General features: G+C 40.5%; 17 protein-coding genes. 7 read left to right on the forward strand and 10 right to left on the reverse strand.

Translation table 11 applies throughout. The features are described 5' to 3' along the window. Positions 1 to 203: 203 nt before the first annotated feature. The 4 genes from LDO73_RS10705 to LDO73_RS10725 all read right to left on the reverse strand — a co-directional run bounded on the left by LDO73_RS10705 (position 204) and on the right by LDO73_RS10725 (position 6,003). On the reverse strand, positions 204 to 1,586 hold the full coding sequence (locus tag LDO73_RS10705; RefSeq protein ID WP_224057868.1) for an APC family permease: 1,383 nt from the start codon (positions 1,584 to 1,586) through the stop codon (positions 204 to 206). 524 nt (positions 1,587 to 2,110) lie between these two features. Next, positions 2,111 to 2,668: a hypothetical protein gene (locus tag LDO73_RS10715; RefSeq protein ID WP_224057869.1), complete on the reverse strand. Its 558-nt coding sequence runs from the start codon at positions 2,666 to 2,668 to the stop codon at positions 2,111 to 2,113. Between the two features lie 187 nt (positions 2,669 to 2,855). Then, positions 2,856 to 4,835 (reverse strand): ligand-gated channel protein, encoded by a 1,980-nt coding sequence (locus LDO73_RS10720; protein WP_224057870.1) that lies wholly within the window; start codon positions 4,833 to 4,835, stop codon positions 2,856 to 2,858. 382 nt (positions 4,836 to 5,217) lie between these two features. Further along, the gene (locus LDO73_RS10725) at positions 5,218 to 6,003 is read right to left on the reverse strand and encodes a DJ-1/PfpI family protein (RefSeq protein ID WP_224057871.1); all 786 of its coding nucleotides are present in this window, start codon (positions 6,001 to 6,003) and stop codon (positions 5,218 to 5,220) included. A 101-nt stretch (positions 6,004 to 6,104) separates the two neighbouring features. Between LDO73_RS10725 and LDO73_RS10730 the strand changes: the two genes are divergently transcribed. Continuing rightward, the gene (locus LDO73_RS10730) at positions 6,105 to 6,731 is read left to right on the forward strand and encodes a TetR/AcrR family transcriptional regulator (protein ID WP_224057872.1); all 627 of its coding nucleotides are present in this window, start codon (positions 6,105 to 6,107) and stop codon (positions 6,729 to 6,731) included. Between the two features lie 86 nt (positions 6,732 to 6,817). On the opposite strand, the gene LDO73_RS10735 is transcribed toward LDO73_RS10730, so the two are convergent. Beyond that, a complete protein-coding gene (locus LDO73_RS10735; RefSeq protein ID WP_224057873.1) occupies positions 6,818 to 8,305 on the reverse strand; it encodes an amino acid permease in 1,488 nt (495 codons plus the stop codon). 144 nt (positions 8,306 to 8,449) lie between these two features. Continuing rightward, a complete protein-coding gene (gene yieE, locus LDO73_RS10740; protein WP_224057874.1) occupies positions 8,450 to 9,313 on the reverse strand; it encodes a DNA-binding transcriptional regulator YeiE in 864 nt (287 codons plus the stop codon). A gap of 190 nt (positions 9,314 to 9,503) precedes the next feature. Here yieE and LDO73_RS10745 point away from each other — a divergent pair, with 190 nt between their 5' ends. Next, on the forward strand, positions 9,504 to 10,583 hold the full coding sequence (locus tag LDO73_RS10745) for a YeiH family protein (RefSeq protein ID WP_224057875.1): 1,080 nt from the start codon (positions 9,504 to 9,506) through the stop codon (positions 10,581 to 10,583). A gap of 133 nt (positions 10,584 to 10,716) precedes the next feature. Continuing rightward, complete coding sequence (gene nfo, locus LDO73_RS10750) at positions 10,717 to 11,562, forward strand: deoxyribonuclease IV (RefSeq protein ID WP_224057876.1); 846 nt, start codon at positions 10,717 to 10,719, stop codon at positions 11,560 to 11,562. A gap of 82 nt (positions 11,563 to 11,644) precedes the next feature. Here the strand turns inward: nfo and fruK are convergent, their stop codons facing one another. Continuing rightward, complete coding sequence (gene fruK / locus LDO73_RS10755) at positions 11,645 to 12,580, reverse strand: 1-phosphofructokinase (protein ID WP_036953017.1); 936 nt, start codon at positions 12,578 to 12,580, stop codon at positions 11,645 to 11,647. Positions 12,581 to 12,762: 182 nt separating this feature from the next. Between fruK and LDO73_RS10760 the strand changes: the two genes are divergently transcribed. From LDO73_RS10760 to yeiP, 3 genes are all read left to right on the forward strand, one after another. Beyond that, the gene (locus tag LDO73_RS10760; protein WP_224057877.1) at positions 12,763 to 13,203 is read left to right on the forward strand and encodes a nucleotide triphosphate diphosphatase NUDT15; all 441 of its coding nucleotides are present in this window, start codon (positions 12,763 to 12,765) and stop codon (positions 13,201 to 13,203) included. A 147-nt stretch (positions 13,204 to 13,350) separates the two neighbouring features. Beyond that, positions 13,351 to 14,595: a tryptophan permease gene (mtr, locus tag LDO73_RS10765; RefSeq protein WP_224057878.1), complete on the forward strand. Its 1,245-nt coding sequence runs from the start codon at positions 13,351 to 13,353 to the stop codon at positions 14,593 to 14,595. 140 nt (positions 14,596 to 14,735) lie between these two features. Then, entirely contained in the window at positions 14,736 to 15,308 is a 573-nt protein-coding gene (gene yeiP / locus LDO73_RS10770; RefSeq protein WP_224057879.1) for an elongation factor P-like protein YeiP, read from the forward strand. Between the two features lie 154 nt (positions 15,309 to 15,462). Here yeiP and LDO73_RS10775 read toward each other — a convergent pair whose 3' ends face one another. Continuing rightward, positions 15,463 to 15,807 carry a hypothetical protein gene (locus LDO73_RS10775; RefSeq protein WP_224057880.1) on the reverse strand — a complete coding sequence of 115 codons (345 nt, stop codon included), beginning with the start codon at positions 15,805 to 15,807 and terminating at the stop codon, positions 15,463 to 15,465. Between the two features lie 1,053 nt (positions 15,808 to 16,860). Between LDO73_RS10775 and mepS the strand changes: the two genes are divergently transcribed. Further along, on the forward strand, positions 16,861 to 17,448 hold the full coding sequence (gene mepS, locus LDO73_RS10780; RefSeq protein ID WP_154603557.1) for a bifunctional murein DD-endopeptidase/murein LD-carboxypeptidase: 588 nt from the start codon (positions 16,861 to 16,863) through the stop codon (positions 17,446 to 17,448). Between the two features lie 132 nt (positions 17,449 to 17,580). Here the strand turns inward: mepS and LDO73_RS10785 are convergent, their stop codons facing one another. After that, positions 17,581 to 17,922 carry a hypothetical protein gene (locus tag LDO73_RS10785; protein WP_181477266.1) on the reverse strand — a complete coding sequence of 114 codons (342 nt, stop codon included), beginning with the start codon at positions 17,920 to 17,922 and terminating at the stop codon, positions 17,581 to 17,583. Positions 17,923 to 18,645: 723 nt separating this feature from the next. After that, positions 18,646 to 19,830 carry a Bcr/CflA family multidrug efflux MFS transporter gene (locus LDO73_RS10790; RefSeq protein ID WP_036953002.1) on the reverse strand — a complete coding sequence of 395 codons (1,185 nt, stop codon included), beginning with the start codon at positions 19,828 to 19,830 and terminating at the stop codon, positions 18,646 to 18,648. Positions 19,831 to 19,853 lie beyond the last annotated feature (23 nt).

The raw sequence follows: 19,853 nt of genomic DNA on the forward strand, positions 1-19,853 counted from the left end.
CAGTTCGCAGTTCGCAGTTTAACTATTTCGATGCCAACCTATATTTGAAGTTATATTTAGGCAGATATGCTGACATATATTCAAAATAATTCGTGTTGTAGCTAGGCGGCAAGCAAGCTAGACCCTAGGAGCATACATAAGTATGTGACTAGGGCTAGCGCGTGCAGCCAACAACGCTACGACGCGAAGAATGAAGAATATATCTATACGTCGCTCATCTGCGGCATAGGCCTACGGAACATACGAGTCAGCACAGCCATATACACCAGACCAACCGCCGTCCAAATCAAACCATAAACCATTGAATCTTCTTCGATATTCAGCCACAGCACACAGACTGTTAGCGTACCGATGATCGGTAATATCAAATAGTTCATGATGTTTTTGAAGCCTTTAATACGGCGTTCACGGATAAAGAACTGGCTAATTACCGAGATATTCACAAATGTAAATGCAATCAGAGCACCGAAGTTAATTAATGCTGTTGCAAAATCCATCTCAAACCAGATAGCGCCGAGGGCTAAGAAGCCAACTAATAAGACGTTATAAGCTGGTGTGCGCCATGTTGGGCTAACGTAGCCGAATATTTTTTCTGGGAATACGCCATCACGACCCATTACATACATTAGACGCGCACTACCCGCATGAGCCGCCATACCAGATGCTAATACCGTGACACAGGAGAACACTAGGATAATGGCTTGGAAGAAGGATCCCGCCACAAATCGCATAATGTCAGGCTGTGTTTCGTTAATATTCGCAAAGCGTGAAACGTCTGGGAAAAATTGCTGTAAGAAGAACGAAACGGTAATAAAGATCACGCCACCAATCAGTGCAGTTAAGAAAATTGCACGAGGAATGACTTTACCTGCGTTTGGCGTCTCTTCTGACAGTGAACTTAACCCATCAAAACCTAAGAATGAGAAACAGAGTATGGTTGCCCCAGCTATCAGCGGGATCATCTCAGTTTTTTCATTCGCAAATGGATTGAATGTCCAGATCTCCCCAGTCCCTTCACCATTTGAAACTCCGTGGATCACTAAACCTGTAAACACCGCCATTACCCCCATTTGGATAATCGCAATTACAGTACTTAAGTTTGCAATCACGTTGATGCCTCGTAAGTTAGCGGCAGTCATTAAAATGACCAAGCCGATGACAAAATACGCAGGTTCAACATTCGGGAAAATATCTTGTAAATAAATTTTCGCCAATAAAATATTGATCATTGGCATGAAAATGTAGGACAGCAATGATGTCCAACCCACAAGGAAACCAATATGTGGACTCATTGATTTCTGGGCATAAGTATAGGCAGAACCCGCTGATGGGAAGCGTTTAACCAGCTTACCGTAGCTCAGTGCAGTGAACAGTATCGCAGCAAGGGCAATAATGTATGAAGTTGGGACGTGACCACCAGTCTTATCTGATACCATTCCGAAAGTATCAAAGATAGTCATTGGCTGAATATACGCAATACCGATCATGACAACTTGTACAAGCGTTAATGTCTTCGCAAGTTGAACTCGGTTATTCGCGCCAGTTTGGTTGTGGCCGATATCTAAAGGTACGGAATTATTTTGCATGATAAAGCCCCCCCATAACTTTCGATTGCGTACTTCGACTCAATCGACAGTTACTGGGAAGACTTTGCATCTGCCTATAAGCAGAGAAGAAAGAAGAGAAGTGGAAAAGCGTCTGTGCGAAGCCGGTGTTTGCTCCGTAGTCATCAATGCGGCAACGACGGCCGCTTGGCCCTGCTGCCAGTGCGAAAAAGTAAGCCATAAAAGCATTCCTCAAAGCTGTAGCATGAAATATTAGCTACACGTAAATATTTATTTATCTATCCGGCCTAATATCCGGCCCCGTTAAAATGAAAGAACCCTAAAAAGCAAAAAAACCGATGCCGGTTTTTATCAGGCATCAGTCATTTTTTAGTCCGCGCATTTTGCACGTCATACCTGTAAATAGCAAGCCAATTTGTTAACAAAACGCCCCCTTTTCAATGAGAAATTCTGATAATTTTGGACTTTCCGTTCTGATAGCTAATATGACACGTTTTTAAGATGATAAATGGCACTAAAGCTGATTGATTATCCTTAATAAAATGCTAAACCGGTCGATCTAATTTCGCAGCACTTTTTTCCAATAACATATCTAAACTTGAGTGCAATAATTTACTTTTTACGGCTTTGGTTTCCGACTGCAATGGATGACCAACTTTATTATCCATAGTATAGACAGTCACTTTTCCCTCCTGATGGTTATAAATCAATAAACCATCCACACCATAATCATATTGGTCTTTAAAATTACCCAGTACCGATTGCATACTGTTTCTCGCCTCAACATCACCATTGACGGCTTTGCGCAGTGCTTCGATAGATAGCCCCACAGGAATCGAGTGGACATACAACACTTCCACATCAGAATCACCATCATCACTGCCATTACACATAAAGCAGGCATCCCTTTGAACCGATGAAAGCCGTTCCATTTTGCGCAATTCGATTAATAATTTTTGACCATCTTGATACGGCGATTGCGAAATATCGAGAAAAACTAATCGGTAAGGCCCCGGATCACCCGCAAGGGCATGGGAAATACCGCCTACAAATAGTAAAAAACTCAGACAACTAGCTCTAAAATAACGGTTAAATTTGGGCATAGTCTATTCCTGCTCGGCTCCATATCGCGGTGAGGAAGATTGACGCAGTTAGAGATAAATAACTATATCTTTATATCTGAATTACTTTTTTTCTTTTTGACGACCTATTTTCTTTTTAAATAATAGTACAAAAAAGCCCTTTGGTGATTAACCAAAGGGCTTAGATAAACAAAAATTAATGATTTAATTAGAAGTTGTAGTTGATGCCGATATTATAACGACGACCTTCTAATTCAGCACCATAGGTTCCTTTATCTACACGGCGGTCTAATACGTTATAAACACCACCAACAATGTTGGCATTTTTACTTAGTTTATAACTCGTACCTAGGTCAAACAGTGCGTAGGATGGTGTACCTTTACTCATTTGCTGACCACGGCCTTGGTAGTTTGACGTTTCGCTACGGAAATTCATACGACCCCATGTTTGTAAATCTTCCGTTGTCTCCCAAGTCAAGGTGGTATTTACCATGTGCTTAGGCTGCTTACTCAACGGCTTACCTTTATTCACGCCACTTTTTTGTTCTGTGTGTGTGAAAGTATAGTTCGCTGCGAATTCGAGGTTATCAAGAATACCCCAGTTAAAGGTTACTTCGACACCTTGCATTCTTGCTTTATCGACGTTGGCTTTATCGCTAACAAAACGGTACGGTTTGCCTGGAGAATCACCCTCGCCATCGGCCAAAGTACAGTCTCTGATTGTGTCAATGCTATTATCACAACGTCTAATTTCCGTGATTTTATCTTTGAAATCAGTATTATAGATTGTAACCCCAGCGGTTAGGTTATCTTGATTATTCCAAATAACACCAATCTCTTCAGTGATACTTTTTTCTGGTTTCAGATCTGGGTTACCGTAAATGATTGCATTTCCTTTACCACCGCCCGTTGCTTGTCCCCAGTTTGCAGATGACTCACGTAAACTTGGTGCTTTATAGCCTGTAGATACACCACCTTTAATGGTCCATTGCTCATCCGCATGCCAAACACCATATAAACGCGGAGTCCAATGAGCGCCGTAGTTTTCATCATTATCCATTCGCAGACCACCCGTTAATGCAAAGTCATTTGTCATTAACCATTCATCTTCTGCAAATAATGCCCAGCTGTATCTGTCTAACTCGCTATTTCCCGGCAGCTTGTTGCTTTGATCTTTTAGCTTTTCCTTACGGTACTGACCACCAATACTGACACTGTGATCACCCAGTAAGAAAACACTTTGGTTACGGACGACTAAATCTTCTGCCGTCATTTTACGACCTGGGTTTTTCGCTTCATCGTACTGAACATAAGTGTCTGTCGATGCAAGATCATAAGTACCTGTATGTGTTAAAGCCACATGGGTCATGTCATACTTGCTAAATCCGCTACCATCACCATAAGCAGAGGTGTAACCCTCACGATAGTCACGATGCTGATTATCTTTTTTAAAGTCTAAATCAAAGGCGTTTTGCTCATTTGGAGTCAGTGATAATGTCCCACCACCACTGGTCATAATTTGGCGACCAAATCCATCGATAATTTTATCTTCACTTCGATGTGAATATTGACCTTGTAACTTCATTCCCAATAAACCATCAACTAATGGTCCCGATGTATAGAAGCTACCCTGCCCTGTATTACCCGAATTTTTGCGTTCTGTAATGGTAGTATCTGCGCGTAAACTCGTTGTCCACTCTTGTTGAACACGACGAGTAATAATATTGATAACCCCACCCATCGCATCAGAGCCGTAAAGAGAAGACATAGGACCACGTACCACTTCGATACGCTCGATGGCAGGTAATGGCGGTAACCAGCCTTGCTCGATACCTGCGCCATCACTATTTGGTCGAATGCTACGTGTATCCACACGTTTCCCATCGATAAGGATCATGGTGTATTTTGCATCCATCCCTCGGATACTAATATCAGAGCTGCTACCGCCACCAGTAACAAGAACACCTGGAACATCCTTCAGAGCATCCGTCACATCGCGATACGCTTTAGTTTCTAGCTGTTCACGCGTCACAACGGAGATTGATGCAGGCGCATCTTCAATTTTTTGCTGATAGCCTGATGCAGTCGTTACAAAAATTTTATCGCTGTTGCTATCCGCAAAAGCAGGTACCGCAGTGATAGCCGCAATAATGCTAACTGCTATTTTTCTTTTAGTAAAAACAACCATTCCCAATTCTCCAAGAGATTTCTTTATCTTAACAATGAATTTTCAATGCTCAGCATGGGTCGCCTAACGCCCCAAAGGTTTATTATTTTTTGACATGATACTTTCTGAGGTTTACCACTTTTGAAGTTAAATCAATTAAGTAATTAACTCTCATTCGCAGGCGGTAACAATAATGTAAATGGTAATACTTATCAATACCATTATTGATTGATTCATGACTTTCCGTGATGAATTGTGTGACTTAAGTCAAAGGTTAAATCTTTTGAATCAAGATCTGCGGCGGATTATTCATCAGTCGTAGATCCTATTAAAAACGAAGAAAGGTGAGCGCTTGTCTGAAGGGAACCTACATGCAAGCGCAAAAAGAGGGTTATACGGAAGATTATTGACTAATATTCTGGCTAAATTGTGCGTAACCACGTTTTGCCGCAGCGTGATATTGTTGATTGAGTGGTGCGGTCATCTGCTGTGCTATTGCCGTCATTTCAGGGCCTGCTAGTTTAGGTGAACCGGTACGAAACGGTGGTCGAGGATCATACTCAATTGCCAATTCGACAAGGGAGGCAACCTCTTCCCCACGCAAGGCTTTGAGCACCAACAGTGAGGCGTCAAATGAACCGGTTGCCGGTCCAGAGGTATAAATCGAACCATCGATGACGACATCACTGCCCCCTACCGCGATTGCCCCTACGTCTGATAGCATCGGAACAACATTACTATTACTGGTTGCCCGCTTACCCCGCAATAACCCTGCTGTGCCTAGCATTAACGAGCCATAACAAGTCCCAATCACTGCTTTTGCTGTATGCCCAACCCGTACAAAAAATTGAATCACTTCTGGATCTTCAATGACCTCTGGAGGCACCATACCCGTGACTAAAACATCTAAATTATCAGGGCATTCATCGAATGTCATTGTTGGCATGGTTGGCCATCCTGTGTAGCCCTCAAGCAGCTCTTTACGCTTCCAGATAAAATAAATTTCAGCGCCCACAATAGTAAAAACGGATTGTGCTCCATTAATGTCCATTGGCATAAATCCTGGGCAGACAAAAATTCCCACTTTGAGTAAAGACGATTGTTGCGCCCTCCCCCCTGCAATCAACGCCTGAATCGACGGTGTCGTCAACCCCGCATCCGTATTGATGGCATAATTATGCTTATTCATTCTATTACCTTTGGTTATTTAATCATCATTATTATACTGATCGGTAAGGTAATATATGATATACAATGATGTAAACTATTTTTGTACTGAATGGTAATAAAATGGCACAAAAAGGTAGACCACGAAATTATGATAGCCATGAAGCGCTGAATAACATCATGGCGTTATTCTGGCGCAAGGGGTATTCCGCCACTACACTTGAAGATTTGGTTGACGTCACGGCAATGAAAAAACCGAGTCTCTACGCCGCTTTTGGAAACAAAGCACGGCTGTATGAGTTAGCAATGGCACGGTTTGGTGAAATTGCACAAGAACACTACGCAGCGGCACTGACTGAACAATCCCCAAATGAGCCGTTATTCGCGCGGCTTAGCCGTTGGCTTCGTGCCACAGTCTCCTTGTATAACGGAGTGGACGGTAAGACTGGCTGCATGGTGCTTTGCACTGCCGTAGCAGAAACCGATGACCCACAGATACAAGCCTTCCTAAAAGACGTTATCCTTGCGCAGGAGACGATGCTTATCACTTGTATCGAAAAGGAAAAATCGACCTTACGTGAACCAGAAAATGTACTATTACTGGTAAAAACGCTTATCGCATTACTGCATTCAGTATCGTTACGGGCGAGAGCGGGCGAAACAGAAGAGGAATTGTCCACGCTCATTGATGCGGGAGAGATGGTACTACGTGCAATGCTGGTTATACCGGCAAATACCCAATCAAAATAATCCCCTTAGAAAATAAAAAATGGGTAATGTCGTCAGCAAACTAACTGACTAACATTACCCATTAACATCTTAATTTTAAGAGAATATTATTTCTCTAAATTCTCTTTATATGACGGGAAGCTCATCTCTTTATAACGGACAATCGAGGTTTTCTTCGCGATTTTATATCCGAACCAGATAGCTAAGAATAGAGGAATACCGATATAGGTTGCAGTGACTCCCACCCAGTCAATTTTGTCTTCTAAGAAAGCTTGGTAGTTTTGACCCAATGTGATCACTAAGCATAGGATAAAGGCGAAAATTGGCCCGATTGGGAAGAAACCTGAGCGATATGGCAAGTCATTAAGATCTCTACCTTGCGCAATATAGCCTCTTCTGAAGCGGTAATGGCTGATGGCAATCCCTAACCATGCGATAAACCCAGTCATACCTGACGTATTTAATAACCACAGATACACAGTTTGGTTACCAAACATTGAGCTTAAGAAGCACAGCCCCGCCACAACCGTGGTTGCCAGCAATGCATAACGTGGTACGCCACCTTTTGACAGGCGAGCAAAGATTCTCGGTGCTTTACCTTCACGAGCCAAGGTATATAACATACGCGTTGATGCATACATGCCTGAGTTACCCGCAGAGAGAACTGCCGTTAATATAACCGCGTTCATCATCGCTGCTGCTGATAATAACCCTGCATTTTCAAATACTAACGTAAACGGACTCACGCTAATATCTTTAACATCGTTACGCAGTAAACTTGGGTCAGTATATGGAATAATTAAGCTGATGATTAAAATTGCGAAGATATAGAACAGCAAAATACGCCAGAATACTTTACGCACCGCACGCGGAATATTTTTCGCGGGATCTTTTGATTCACCTGCCGCAATACCGATTAATTCAGTCCCTTGGAATGAGAACCCTACAATCATCGCCACACCAATCATGGCGGAGAAACCACCTGCAAATGGTGCGTCACCAATTTCCCAGTTATGCCAACCTGCGTTTTCTGCGCCACTCATAATGCCGAAAATCATCAGCACACCGACAATGATAAAAATAATCACCGTGGTCACTTTAATCAGCGAGAACCAGTATTCAGCTTCACCAAATCCTTTAACAGAAATGTAGTTCAGTAAGAAAATGATCGCTAAGAAGATAGCACTCCAGATCCAACCGGGGGTATCTGGGAACCAATAGGTCATCACTAATTGTGCAGCCACAAGGTCAACTGCGATAGTGACCGCCCAGTTGTACCAGTAGTTCCAACCTAATGCGAAACCAAAACCTTCATCGACATATTTTGCGCCATACGTCGCAAAGGAGCCGGAGACTGGCATATACGCTGCTAATTCGCCTAAGCTGGTCATTAAGAAGTACACCATTAAACCAATAATGGCGTATGAAAGAAGCGCTCCACCCGGCCCAGCTTGTGCTACCGTGGCACCGGATGCCACAAATAACCCAGTTCCGATGGAGCCGCCAATTGCGATCATCGCGAGGTGGCGAGCTTTTAGTTCTCGACGTAATCTTGGTCCGCCGCTCATCGATGTCGTTGTATGTTGTTCTGCCATCTGTTCCCTGTATTTTATTTTCAGTCAATAACGCGGGGATTCTAACAAACTCAAACGGCAGAACTAAGCAACTCTTTGCTGTTATAAGATACCTTCATAATCCAGCGATAATTATTAGCAAAACACGTTATGCTGAATAAAACGTCAATTACAATAATCCAGCAGATTCGTTATCGCGTTAGAAAGATGCTTCTGACGGTGATAAATTAGGTATAACGTACGCTCGAGTTGTAGCTCTTCCACTTCAAGCTCCACCAGCGTGCCATTATCTAACTGCTCCGCAATCACGCGTCGAGATAAACAGCTGATGCCCATCCCAAAGCGTACCGCATGTTTAATCGCTTCAGAATTGCCTAACTCCATTAAAATATGGAAGCCTGGAAGGTGTGCAAATAGTAGTTGGTCTAGTACATCGCGCGTACCAGAACCTCTTTCACGCAAGATCCATGGCGCATCTTTTAACTCTTTTAAGGTGACTTTTTTCTTCGCTAATGGGTTACTTGGTGCAGCAAACACCACTAACTCATCTTTTAACCACGGTTTTGAAATGAGTTCAGGGCTATGACAAACCCCTTCAATCAGCCCTACATCCGCCCGAAACTCCATCACGCCTTTAATGACTTCTTCGGTATTTCCGATAAATAATTCCAGTGGAATTTCAGGATTATCATGACGGTACCCGGCTAGAATCTCAGGCAACATATAGTTACCGATTGTGGTACTTGCCGCCAAACGAACTGCACCCATCTCTTTTTTGAACAGTTGCTCGACTTCAAATGCTTGTTCTAATAACGCTAATGCCTTTGGGTAAAGTAGGCGGCCATGTTCGTTAGTGACAAGTCGTTTACCTACACGGTCAAAGAGTTGTACGCCTAACTGCCCTTCCAAGTCAGTCAGTGAAGCACTCACTGCGGACTGCGATAACGCTAATAATTGCGATGCCTGTGTCGTGGAGCCACTTTTCAATACTTCCGTGAAAACTTCAAGCTGCCTCAGTGTAATACGCATACAGAAAGCTCCAAGATGATTATGTAGTTGTAATAATATTGTTAATATTAATCATTTATTAGCAATATACCAGAAGAAACTCCTAATCTATTTTTTAGATAAATAATACAAAAACAATCAATTTAGATTATTGAATTTTTTGTTATATGCTTATTCCAACTTAATCTAAGTCGTCATAAAGAGTGTAGTCATGGATAAAACTGGAACCAAAGCAATAACACAAAATCGTTCGTTCCCTATTCTAAAACTTGTTCCGGGGATCATTTTAGCGGGAATTTTAACAGCCATAGCCATATACCTTGGTGAACAGTCATGGTTTATGGATATCGGCCTGGGCGCGCTCACCCTGGCTATTCTTCTTGGTATTTGTGTAGGAAATACCGTTTACCCTGTGGTTAGTACAAGTAGTGATGCAGGGATCAAATTTGCTAAGCACTATTTTTTACGTGCCGGTATTATTTTGTATGGCTTTCGCCTGACTTTTCAGCAAATTACCGATGTAGGAGCCACAGGGCTGATTATTGATGCGCTGACATTAACCTCCACTTTTTTATTAGCTTATTGGCTTGGTAAAAAAGTGTTCAAACTGGATGATGAAACCACCATGCTAATTGGTGCTGGTAGCAGTATTTGTGGAGCCGCAGCCGTAATGGCAACCGAGCCAGTGGTTAAAGCGTCTGCAAGTAAGGTCGCTGTTGCCGTTTCAACCGTGGTTATCTTCGGTACCATCGGTATTTTCGTTTACCCATGGTTATATCAGTTAAATGCGCATTTCGGATGGATCCCTGCAACTCAGGAAACGTTCGGGATTTATATCGGTTCAACTGTTCATGAAGTCGCCCAAGTCGTTGCCGCAGGTCATACTATCGGTCCAGATGCAGAAAATGCCTCAGTGATAGCGAAAATGTTGCGAGTGATGATGCTAGCTCCGTTTTTAATTATTTTATCTGCATTTATTAGCCGTAAAAATGCTGCTAGCACGCAAGAAGACGCCCAAAAAAGTAAAATTACGATCCCTTGGTTTGCCGTAATTTTTATTTTGGTCGCCGCATTTAACTCATTCAACTTATTACCTGAGCAACTGGTTAAACAAATTATTACGTTAGATACCATCTTATTAGCAATGGCAATGGTGGCATTAGGGTTAACAACGCATGTCAGCGCGATTCGACAAGCGGGGATCAAACCTTTACTGATGGCGGCTATCTTATTTGCTTGGTTAATTTTCGGCGGTATCGTGATTAACGTTGTTATTCAGTCGGTGTTTTAACCCTCATTTTCTACTTGCTAAGTTTGTCTCCTTTTTTGAGCACCTCCGATTGCCGCTTTTTATAAGCGGCATTTTTTTATTGGTTTCATTTCTTTAGTTATTAATGGCATACTCCTGAAAAAAGGAGTCAATCATGAAATATGTTGGAGCACATGTCAGCGCCTCTGGCGGCGTTGACCAAGCAGTGATTCGCGCCCATGAAATTGGAGCCACCGCATTCGCCTTATTCACCAAGAATCAGCGTCAATGGAAAGCCGCCCCCCTTAGCGACGAATTAATTAAAAGTTTCAAACAAAACTGCGCTAAATACGGTTATGGGAAACACCAAATTTTACCCCACGACAGTTATCTCATTAATTTGGGGCACCCTGAATTTGAAGCATTAGAGAAATCTCGTGTCGCTTTTATTGATGAAATGCAACGCTGTATGCAATTGGGTATCGACCTGCTGAACTTCCATCCCGGCAGCCACCTTAAGCAAATTGAAGTTGATGATTGCCTAGCGCGCATTGCAGAATCAATCAATATCGCCTTAGAAGAAACTGAAGGCGTTATCGCCGTTATTGAAAATACCGCAGGACAAGGAACAAACCTTGGCTTTGATTTTACTCATCTAGCTAAAATCATCGAACGAGTGAAAGATCAAAGCCGTGTAGGTGTTTGTATTGATACTTGCCATGCCTTTGCTGCAGGTTATGACCTGCGCACAGCGGAAGATTGCGAAAAAACATTCCAACAGTTTTCTGATATTGTGGGCTTTGAATTCTTAAAAGGTATGCATCTTAATGATGCGAAAAGTGAATTTGCCAGTCGCGTTGACCGTCATCATAGCTTAGGTGAAGGTAATATAGGCTATGCGCCATTTAGCTATATTATGAAAGACCCGCGTTTTGATGGTATTCCGCTGATTTTAGAGACCATCAATCCCGATATTTGGCCACAAGAAATTACATGGTTAAAATCTCAACAAACTCGCTAAAACCGCCAATAAACTAGAATCATCGCAAATAAAAAGGCGGCCTTCTATAAGCCGCCTTCTCAATGAAATAATCGTAAAATAATTACAGCGATTTCATCTCAATTTTTGCCATCATATCTGCCAGTTTATTACGGTTTTTCAAGCCAACATCTGGCTGTGAAACCGATAAGGCAGAAATTGCGGTCGCCATACGGAGTGTATGTTCGCTAGTCTCACCATTTAATAAACCGTAAGCTAACCCTGCAACCATTGAATCGCCAGCCCCTACCGTACTGACAACCTCACATTGAGGGGGCTTCGCTAGCCAAGACCCTGAAGCATTTACCCAAAGAGCGCCTTCTTCACCAAGAGAAATGACCACGTGAGAAATGCCTTTATCGCGCAATTCATGAGCCGCCGCAATGACATCTTTTAGATCCGGTAATTTGCGCCCTACCCATGTTTCTAACTCTTGACGATTAGGTTTAACTAACCATGGAGATGCTTTCAGGCCCGCTTTTAATGCTTCGCGGCTGCTATCAAAGATAATACAAGGGCATAACTGACGCAGGCGAGTCATCCAACGTGTGAATTCTTCAGGTTCAATTCCGTTAGGTAAACTTCCGCTTACCACCACCATATCAAAATGACCAAGCCAATTAAGGGATTCCGTGGAAAAACGGTTCCAATCTTCTTTGCTGACATCAAAACCAGAGAAATTAAAGTCTGTCGACTCACCGTTATTTTCTGTGAGCTTAACATTAATGCGTGTACGACCTGGCACCATGCTAAAACGGTTTGCCATGCCATTTTCACTAAAGAAGTGTTGGAACTCTTCTTGGTTGTCCTTACCCATAAAGCCGCTAACAGTGATATCAATACCGAGGTCACGCAGGACTTTCCCCACATTGACCCCTTTACCTCCAGCATTGAGACTAGCAGTCTTAACTAAATTGACTTCACCGACTTCGATGGAAGGGCATAGCCCCACAAGGTCATAAGCAGGATTTAATGTAATTGTAGCAACCCGGCGAGTCATAACCACTTATCTCCCTTATCATTATTGTCTTTGTGTAGACAGTCTTATCACAAGATTTTCAGGGCATAGTTATAACATTAATAACTGTTGGTTTCAGTGATATTTGTATTTTTTCCTGATTGTAATTTGAAAGTAACGTGGCAAAATTCTTTCCTTTATAAAAATAAGAAGAAGGAAAAATTATGTCGGTTCCTCAATATGTTGTTGCTGGCGTCGGTGTACTGATTACGAACGCCCAAGAGCAAATTCTACTGGGAAAACGTAGCAGCCAACATGCACCTTACTGGTCTATTTTCGGAGGGCATGTTGACCCTGGCGAATCTTTCGAAGCCTGCGCTATCCGTGAAATAAAAGAAGAGATTGGCATTGATATCGATACTCCAACTGTATTTGGTATCAGCAATAATATCGAAACGTTCCAACAAGAAGGCAAACATACCGTTTCTATCTGTATGCATGTGGAATATAACGGGAAAGTTGCCCCGCAGATCATGGAAGCGGATAAATGTGAAAGCCTGTTGTGGATCTCCCCGACTGACCCATTACCTGAGCCTCATTTTGAAGCTAGCCGTAATGCGATCGAATTATGGTTTAGTAAACGTTTCTATCAGCCGCACATCTAAACCCACTATGCACAAACATCACCCTGCTTGTGCATATAATAACCACTCTTAGCTATTTTTTATTTTATTATCTTTTAGATGTTTACATTATTTTAGACCTAATGTATCGTTCAGCTAGTACAGTGAAACAATCATTCAGGAGTCATCATGGAAACCAATGTTACAAAACCACCAAAGCGCCCCTCTATTTTAGGAGGTTCAATGATCATAGCCGGTACTGCAGTTGGTGCTGGTATGTTTTCTATTCCGATGGTGACTTCAGGTGTTTGGTTTTCCGGTTCAGTTGTCTTACTGATCTACACATTTATCTGTATGTTATTATCAGGATTAATGATTTTAGAAGCCAATATGAATTACCCGGCAGGTGCTAGTTTTCATACTATGGTGAAAGATTTATTAGGTTCTGGCTGGAATACCATTAATACCCTTTCCATCACGTTTGTATTGTATATTTTGACCTATGCCTATATTTCGGCCGGTAGCTCAATCATTACAGAGAACATTTCAAAATATGTTCAAGTTCCGCAAGCACTTTCTGGCTTTGTTTTTGCGGTCGTTATCGCGTTTTTTGTTTGGTTATCTACCCGTGCAGTTGATAGGTTAAGTACGATTCTAATTGGCGGGATGGTGATCACGTTCGTCATGTCCATTGGTGGCATGGTGACAACCGCTTCACCTTTAGTTCTCTTCGACCAATATGAAAATAGTCAAAGTGAATATTTACCTTATGCATTAGCCGCTTTGCCTTATTTACTTACCTCTTTTGGTTATCACGGTAACGTACCGGGATTAGTGAAGTACTACAATAAAGACAGCCGTAGTGTCATGTTGAGCTTAGTGTACGGTGCAGGAATTACTGTCACTATTTACATCTTATGGCAGTATGCTATCCAAGGTAATATTCCTCGTTCATCCTTTATTGCAATCAGAGAAAATGGTAACAATATTGGCGCGTTACTGAATCAAATGAATATTTCCGCACAAAGTAGCTTTATTTCACAATTTTTAACACTGTTCTCTTACATGGCATTAGCAAGTTCGTTTTTAGGCGTATCCCTCGGCTTATTTGATTTTATCGCTGACTTCTTTAAATTAAACGATAGCCATCAGGGGCGTTTTAAATCGGTCATTATTACATTCTTACCGCCAACGATTTTAGGTTTAGCGTTCCCTGACGGCTTTATTTATGCCATCGGTTTTGCAGGGCTCGCAGCAACTATTTGGGCGGTTATTGTCCCTGCGATGATGGCAAGAGCAAGCCGTAAGCGTTTTCCTAATAATAGCTATCGAACACCCGGCGGAAGCTTTGTTATTGGGTTCGTGATCTTATTTGGTTTGATTAACGCAACAGCACATATTTTGTCTCTGTTAGGTTTATTACCTATCTATTAAGTTATTCAAAGACAATCATTGGTTAAAAAGAGATCCCTAGCGTGAAAACTAGGGATTTTTTGATGTTAACATCTTGCCTAATTCCTTATCTGCGAGTAATTTTGTCGAACTCTTTTTGACAATAACAAAGAAGGTTATTTATGGCCAAGGCCAACGAAATCAAACGTGGTTTTGCAATAAACTACAACGGGAAATTACTGCTGGTTAAAGACATTGATATCCAATCCCCAAGCGCTCGTGGCGCAAGTACACTGTATAAAATGCGCTTTACCGATGTCAAAACTGGCCAAAAAGTTGAAGAGCGCTTCAAAGGCGATGATATTTTAGACACTATTTCACTCACTCGCCGTGCGGTAAGCTTCTCTTATATTGATGGTGATGAGTATGTGTTCATGGACAATGAAGACTATACTCCATATATCTTTAAAAAATCTGATATTGAAGATGAACTGTTATTTATTCCTGAAGAAGGTTTACCAGGAATGCAGGTTTTAACAATGGATGGGCAAGTTCTAGCACTTGAATTGCCACAAACTGTCGATATGGTGATTGCTGAAACAACACCGGGTATTAAAGGCGCTTCTGCGAGTGCTCGTACTAAACCTGCAACAATGCCGACAGGCTTAACTGTTCAAGTTCCTGAATATATAACTACCGGTGAAAAAATCCGTATTCATATTCCTGAACGCCGTTATATGGGCCGTTGTGATTAATTATTTCGCCCTGTTTTCTCAATGAGAAAATAAGCTTACATTACCTATGGGCATTCAGCCCATAGGCGTCATTATAAATAAACATTACTAATTCATCCTAGAATCGCATTCCACTTAATATTCAAATATTAATATAAATATGATAATTTAGTTATTAGTCATAAATAACTGTATAAACCCCTATTTTGTTTTCCTTGTTAATCCATTTGAATGTCTGAGTTCCTTTTTGATTTGGAAGTACAGTCCCTTTTTCACTTAATTTATTAAACTTTACTGACGTCGTTTTAACCACACCATCATCATTCCAACATTTTGTATCAATGCTCTGCTCAATACTCGTGATAACACAAGGTGATGCGACAATCGCGCCAACAAAGTGGATGGTACCTGATGAAACGGGTTTTGCTTCGCTGTGCGTAGAAGCTTTAGCGTGCATACCAAATGTTAGTGCCATTAAAGAAAACACTGCTAATGTTATTTTTTTTACTGAGTGATCCACAAGAATTTCTCCGCTTAAAATTAAGTTATCGTCAATTACTGAAATTTATTTACATCTAATTGATGCGTTATTTAATAAATTTCGGGCATAAGCTTAATTTGTGGAGAGATAGGGTTATTCCACTTATGGTCGTTATTTTTTATTTTTAAAAAATTCCAAAGAAAAGATTCGATCTTTAGCATTTAAATTTAACTTAGATACAATAAATTTCATTGGAATTGATTTCATTTATACAACAAATCACTTTCTACTTTATTAAAATCAGTCATTCTCTCCATCAATCACATTTGATATTTATAAATTCGAACCGCTATCAACAACTCTCTATATCAATTCATTTTATTAGTAAAAATTTAATTTATTTAATTCCTTTCATTTATTAAAATCGTGAAATTTCATAGTATTTAATAATGAACATAACTGTTTAGCCCTCTTCATTTAAAGATTAATGCATAAAAAACACACAATATGTAGTAAGAATATCTGCAACATATACCTATCGAATACAGGCAATTTGTTTTTACATTTAAGTGACAAACAATATAAATTTAAACTTCTTTACAAATTAGATTGAAATTTAAAAAATACTCACTGTTTTTATAAAGATATTAGATAATAAACGTGACTATGATCATGTTTTCTTTGAAAACGATTTCTGTAAGAGTGCAAAAATACTGGATTATTCGCATTCTGAAGGCAAGTTAATGATGGATCTCTCGTTTTATATAATGTTTTGTAAATTATGCCCCTATTAACTCGCCATTTCAGCTTTGTTTATGTATATTCTTTATGTTTGGTTAAAGAACTCAATATTCATCAGCCAAATATATAAAATAAGTACGATTTTTAGCAGCTTCTGATTATCTTTACTATAATCAACAGGTGTTAGAGCACAAGATAGCTGCTAATTTTGAGCGTAATTTGTTCGATACATAAACACTTTCTGCGAAAAATACACTCAGTCGTTAAAATGCGTTTTTCACAGGGATCGGTTTAAGTGTGTTGTGTAGTTTCCACACAGCAATAAATAAAATGGCAAGGGATATTCTATTAATGTTAACTTCTGAAAAATTTAAGCGCTATGTCTGGCGCATTGTTCCGGCAGTCGCAATTGCCGTAACGCTTTCAGCATGTACAGCACCGAAAACATCAAAGAATGGTCAAACTACTGCAAGATCTTCAGATGTTCGCATGTTAAATGCAACATCGAATGACTCACTCGCAATGGCATCTCAAGATGAATTCGAAGATTTAGTCAGAAGTGTTGATACAAAATCCAAAATCATGGATCAATATGCAAGCTGGAAAGGCGTGAGCTACCGTTTAGGTGGAACCACTAAAAGTGGTATTGACTGTTCTAGCTTTGTACAACGTACTTTCCTCGAGCAATTTGGCGTACAATTACCGCGCACTACCTCTGAACAAGAATCTTCAGGTAAAAGTGTAAAACGCAATAATTTAAGAGCGGGTGACTTAGTTCTGTTTAAAACAGGTCGCACGATGAAGCATGTAGGGATTTATATCGGGGACAATAAATTTGTTCACGCCTCTACAAGCAATGGCGTTATCGTTTCTGAAATGACTAACGATTATTGGAGCAAGCGTTATTACGCAAGCCGCCGTGTAGTTAATGGTTCCTAAAATCCAGAAACATTAATGCAGTAACATATAGATACCTTGCCAATAAAAAAGCTTCCAGGCTCTAAACCGGAAGCTTTTTTATTGGGCCGAATATCATAAATACGGCCTTAATATTAAATAGTTTCAATGCCGTTAGGCACAATAGAAGCCAGAAGCCATTTCTGCGATAGCAACACCCGATGCTTTTAAACGGCACATTGCGGTTAGCTCATCACTCGCTCGGATAAATAAACACATCTCTTTTTGCCATTCTAAAATGGCGTTGTCGATCTGCATTTCCGATAACGATTCAGATAAATGCTTCATTGCAATACAGTCTGTTGCACAGTCGTGGCTCAACAATTTTAGCCCCACTAGCTTATCGCTATTGATATCATTCATAGGTACAACCTCAACATCTGTACCTATTTTTCCCGATAACCAGCGGTAGCTTTGCGGCAGCCTGTGCACCACCGAAAGACCTAATTTTTCCACAAAAATTTCCTATTAAAACATGTCATCATTTTGCCAAGTAAATTGACTAGCCAAATCGCCATTTAATTTACATTTCACTCAATGAATATCGATTCTTTTAGATACTGAAACTCCCCCAAGAGACAACGTCCCTCTTTCTTGTACCTCTCTCTATATTAGAGAGTGAATAGAGCTACATATGTCTTAAAGAAATCCTCGTTCAAACCGAACTTTTAACCCAATCAAAAAGTAACATGAATGTTAAAAGCAAGAACTTAAATATAACATTAAAAAAGTAGTATGTCGTTAAATTTTTGTGACAGACATCATTGCATACGAATTTTTTTGACAAAAAAGTTAATTATTAAACAAATTTTGAGAACAATACTCAAAATAGATCATAATAAATCCATTTATTTTTTACATTATTACTCAAATAGAGTAACAATTATCCATTTTTTAAGCTCACGTAGCCTTATTTCGGTTCGTCAGAAAATTGACACCACATTGCTATGAAAACAGAAATTTAACAAATATTCCTCTTAAGATAATTGATATGGATCATTTTTTGATAAGTAATTTAATTACAGATTAAAATTAATCGGTTTTACCGATTTATTATACAGGCTAATCTATAGGTATTATGAATAGTTTGTTCGTGAGATAAATCAGAATGATATAAGTAATTGAGGGAAAATAATGAATTTATCAGTTTCATCCTTGAAACTGATTCAATAAGAAGTGTTATTTTGCTCGTTTCGCCAAAAGCACAAATAACATCGAGAGTGCTACACAACCTACCATCGAGCCTACCATCGGCCATGCATTTTTAGCAGGGATCATCGATAACAATGTCCCTACCAATGCGCCAATAGAAAAACGGATTGTACCTGCAAGTGAAGAGACTGTTCCTGCAATATGGGGGTAATTATCAAGGATCACCGCCATCGAGTTTGAGGTGATCATGGCAATCCCGCTCACATAAATCGCGACGCCAATCACTAATGTCCAGAAATCCATACCCAATGCAGTCGTCGTTAATAACCATATTCCCATGACGAACTGAACAATAATCCCGAAATATAACATTCTCTCAGCGCCAAATTGTCTTACGAATTTGCCGTTAATCGTCGTCATAATAAATAAGAAGACAATATTAATCCCAAAGTAATAGCCAAAATGTTGAGGCGATACTCCGTTAAGGTCGATATAGACAAATGATCCTGCATTCAAGAAAGAAAACATACCGGAAAACGAGAATGAGCTGGCCAAAATATAGAACAACACTTGGCGGGCTCTGAATAACGTCGCAAATTGGCGTAGTGTGGTTCCAATATGGAATTTTTGTCGTCTTTCAACCGGTAGTGTTTCTCGAATAAATAAACTGACCAGCACCACAGCGATAACAGCAGCAATTGCAATGCTCCAGAAAATGGCATGCCATGAGAACCAGCGCATCATTTCACCGCCCATGATAGGTGCCATCAACGGCGCTATCGTCATCACCAACACGACGAAAGACATGCTTCTGGAGAATTCATCTTTAGTAAACATGTCGCGCATCAATGCGTTGATCACTACACTGGCTGCGGCTGCCGCAAATCCATGAAGGAAACGCAACCAGATAAATGTATCGATAGATTCCGCAACTGCACAAGCCGCAGAAGCTAATGCAAAGACAATAACTCCACCTAAAATTACAGGTTTGCGTCCTAAACTATCCGCCATCGGACCATAAAAAAGCTGACCAATTGCAAAACCAAAAATGTAGCTGTTTAGGGTCATCTGAATGCGCCCTTCATCTACATTAAAGTAACCTGTCATTGCAGGGAAACTCGGTAAATACATATCAATCGCTAATGGCATTAGCATTGATAGCAAACCTAAAATTAAAATCAGCCCCAAATAGGATGAACGCTGTTGTTGCACTTATTAACTCCTGCTTATGACAT

Source organism: Providencia alcalifaciens, from assembly GCF_915403165.1.
Lineage (GTDB): Bacteria > Pseudomonadota > Gammaproteobacteria > Enterobacterales > Enterobacteriaceae > Providencia > Providencia alcalifaciens_C.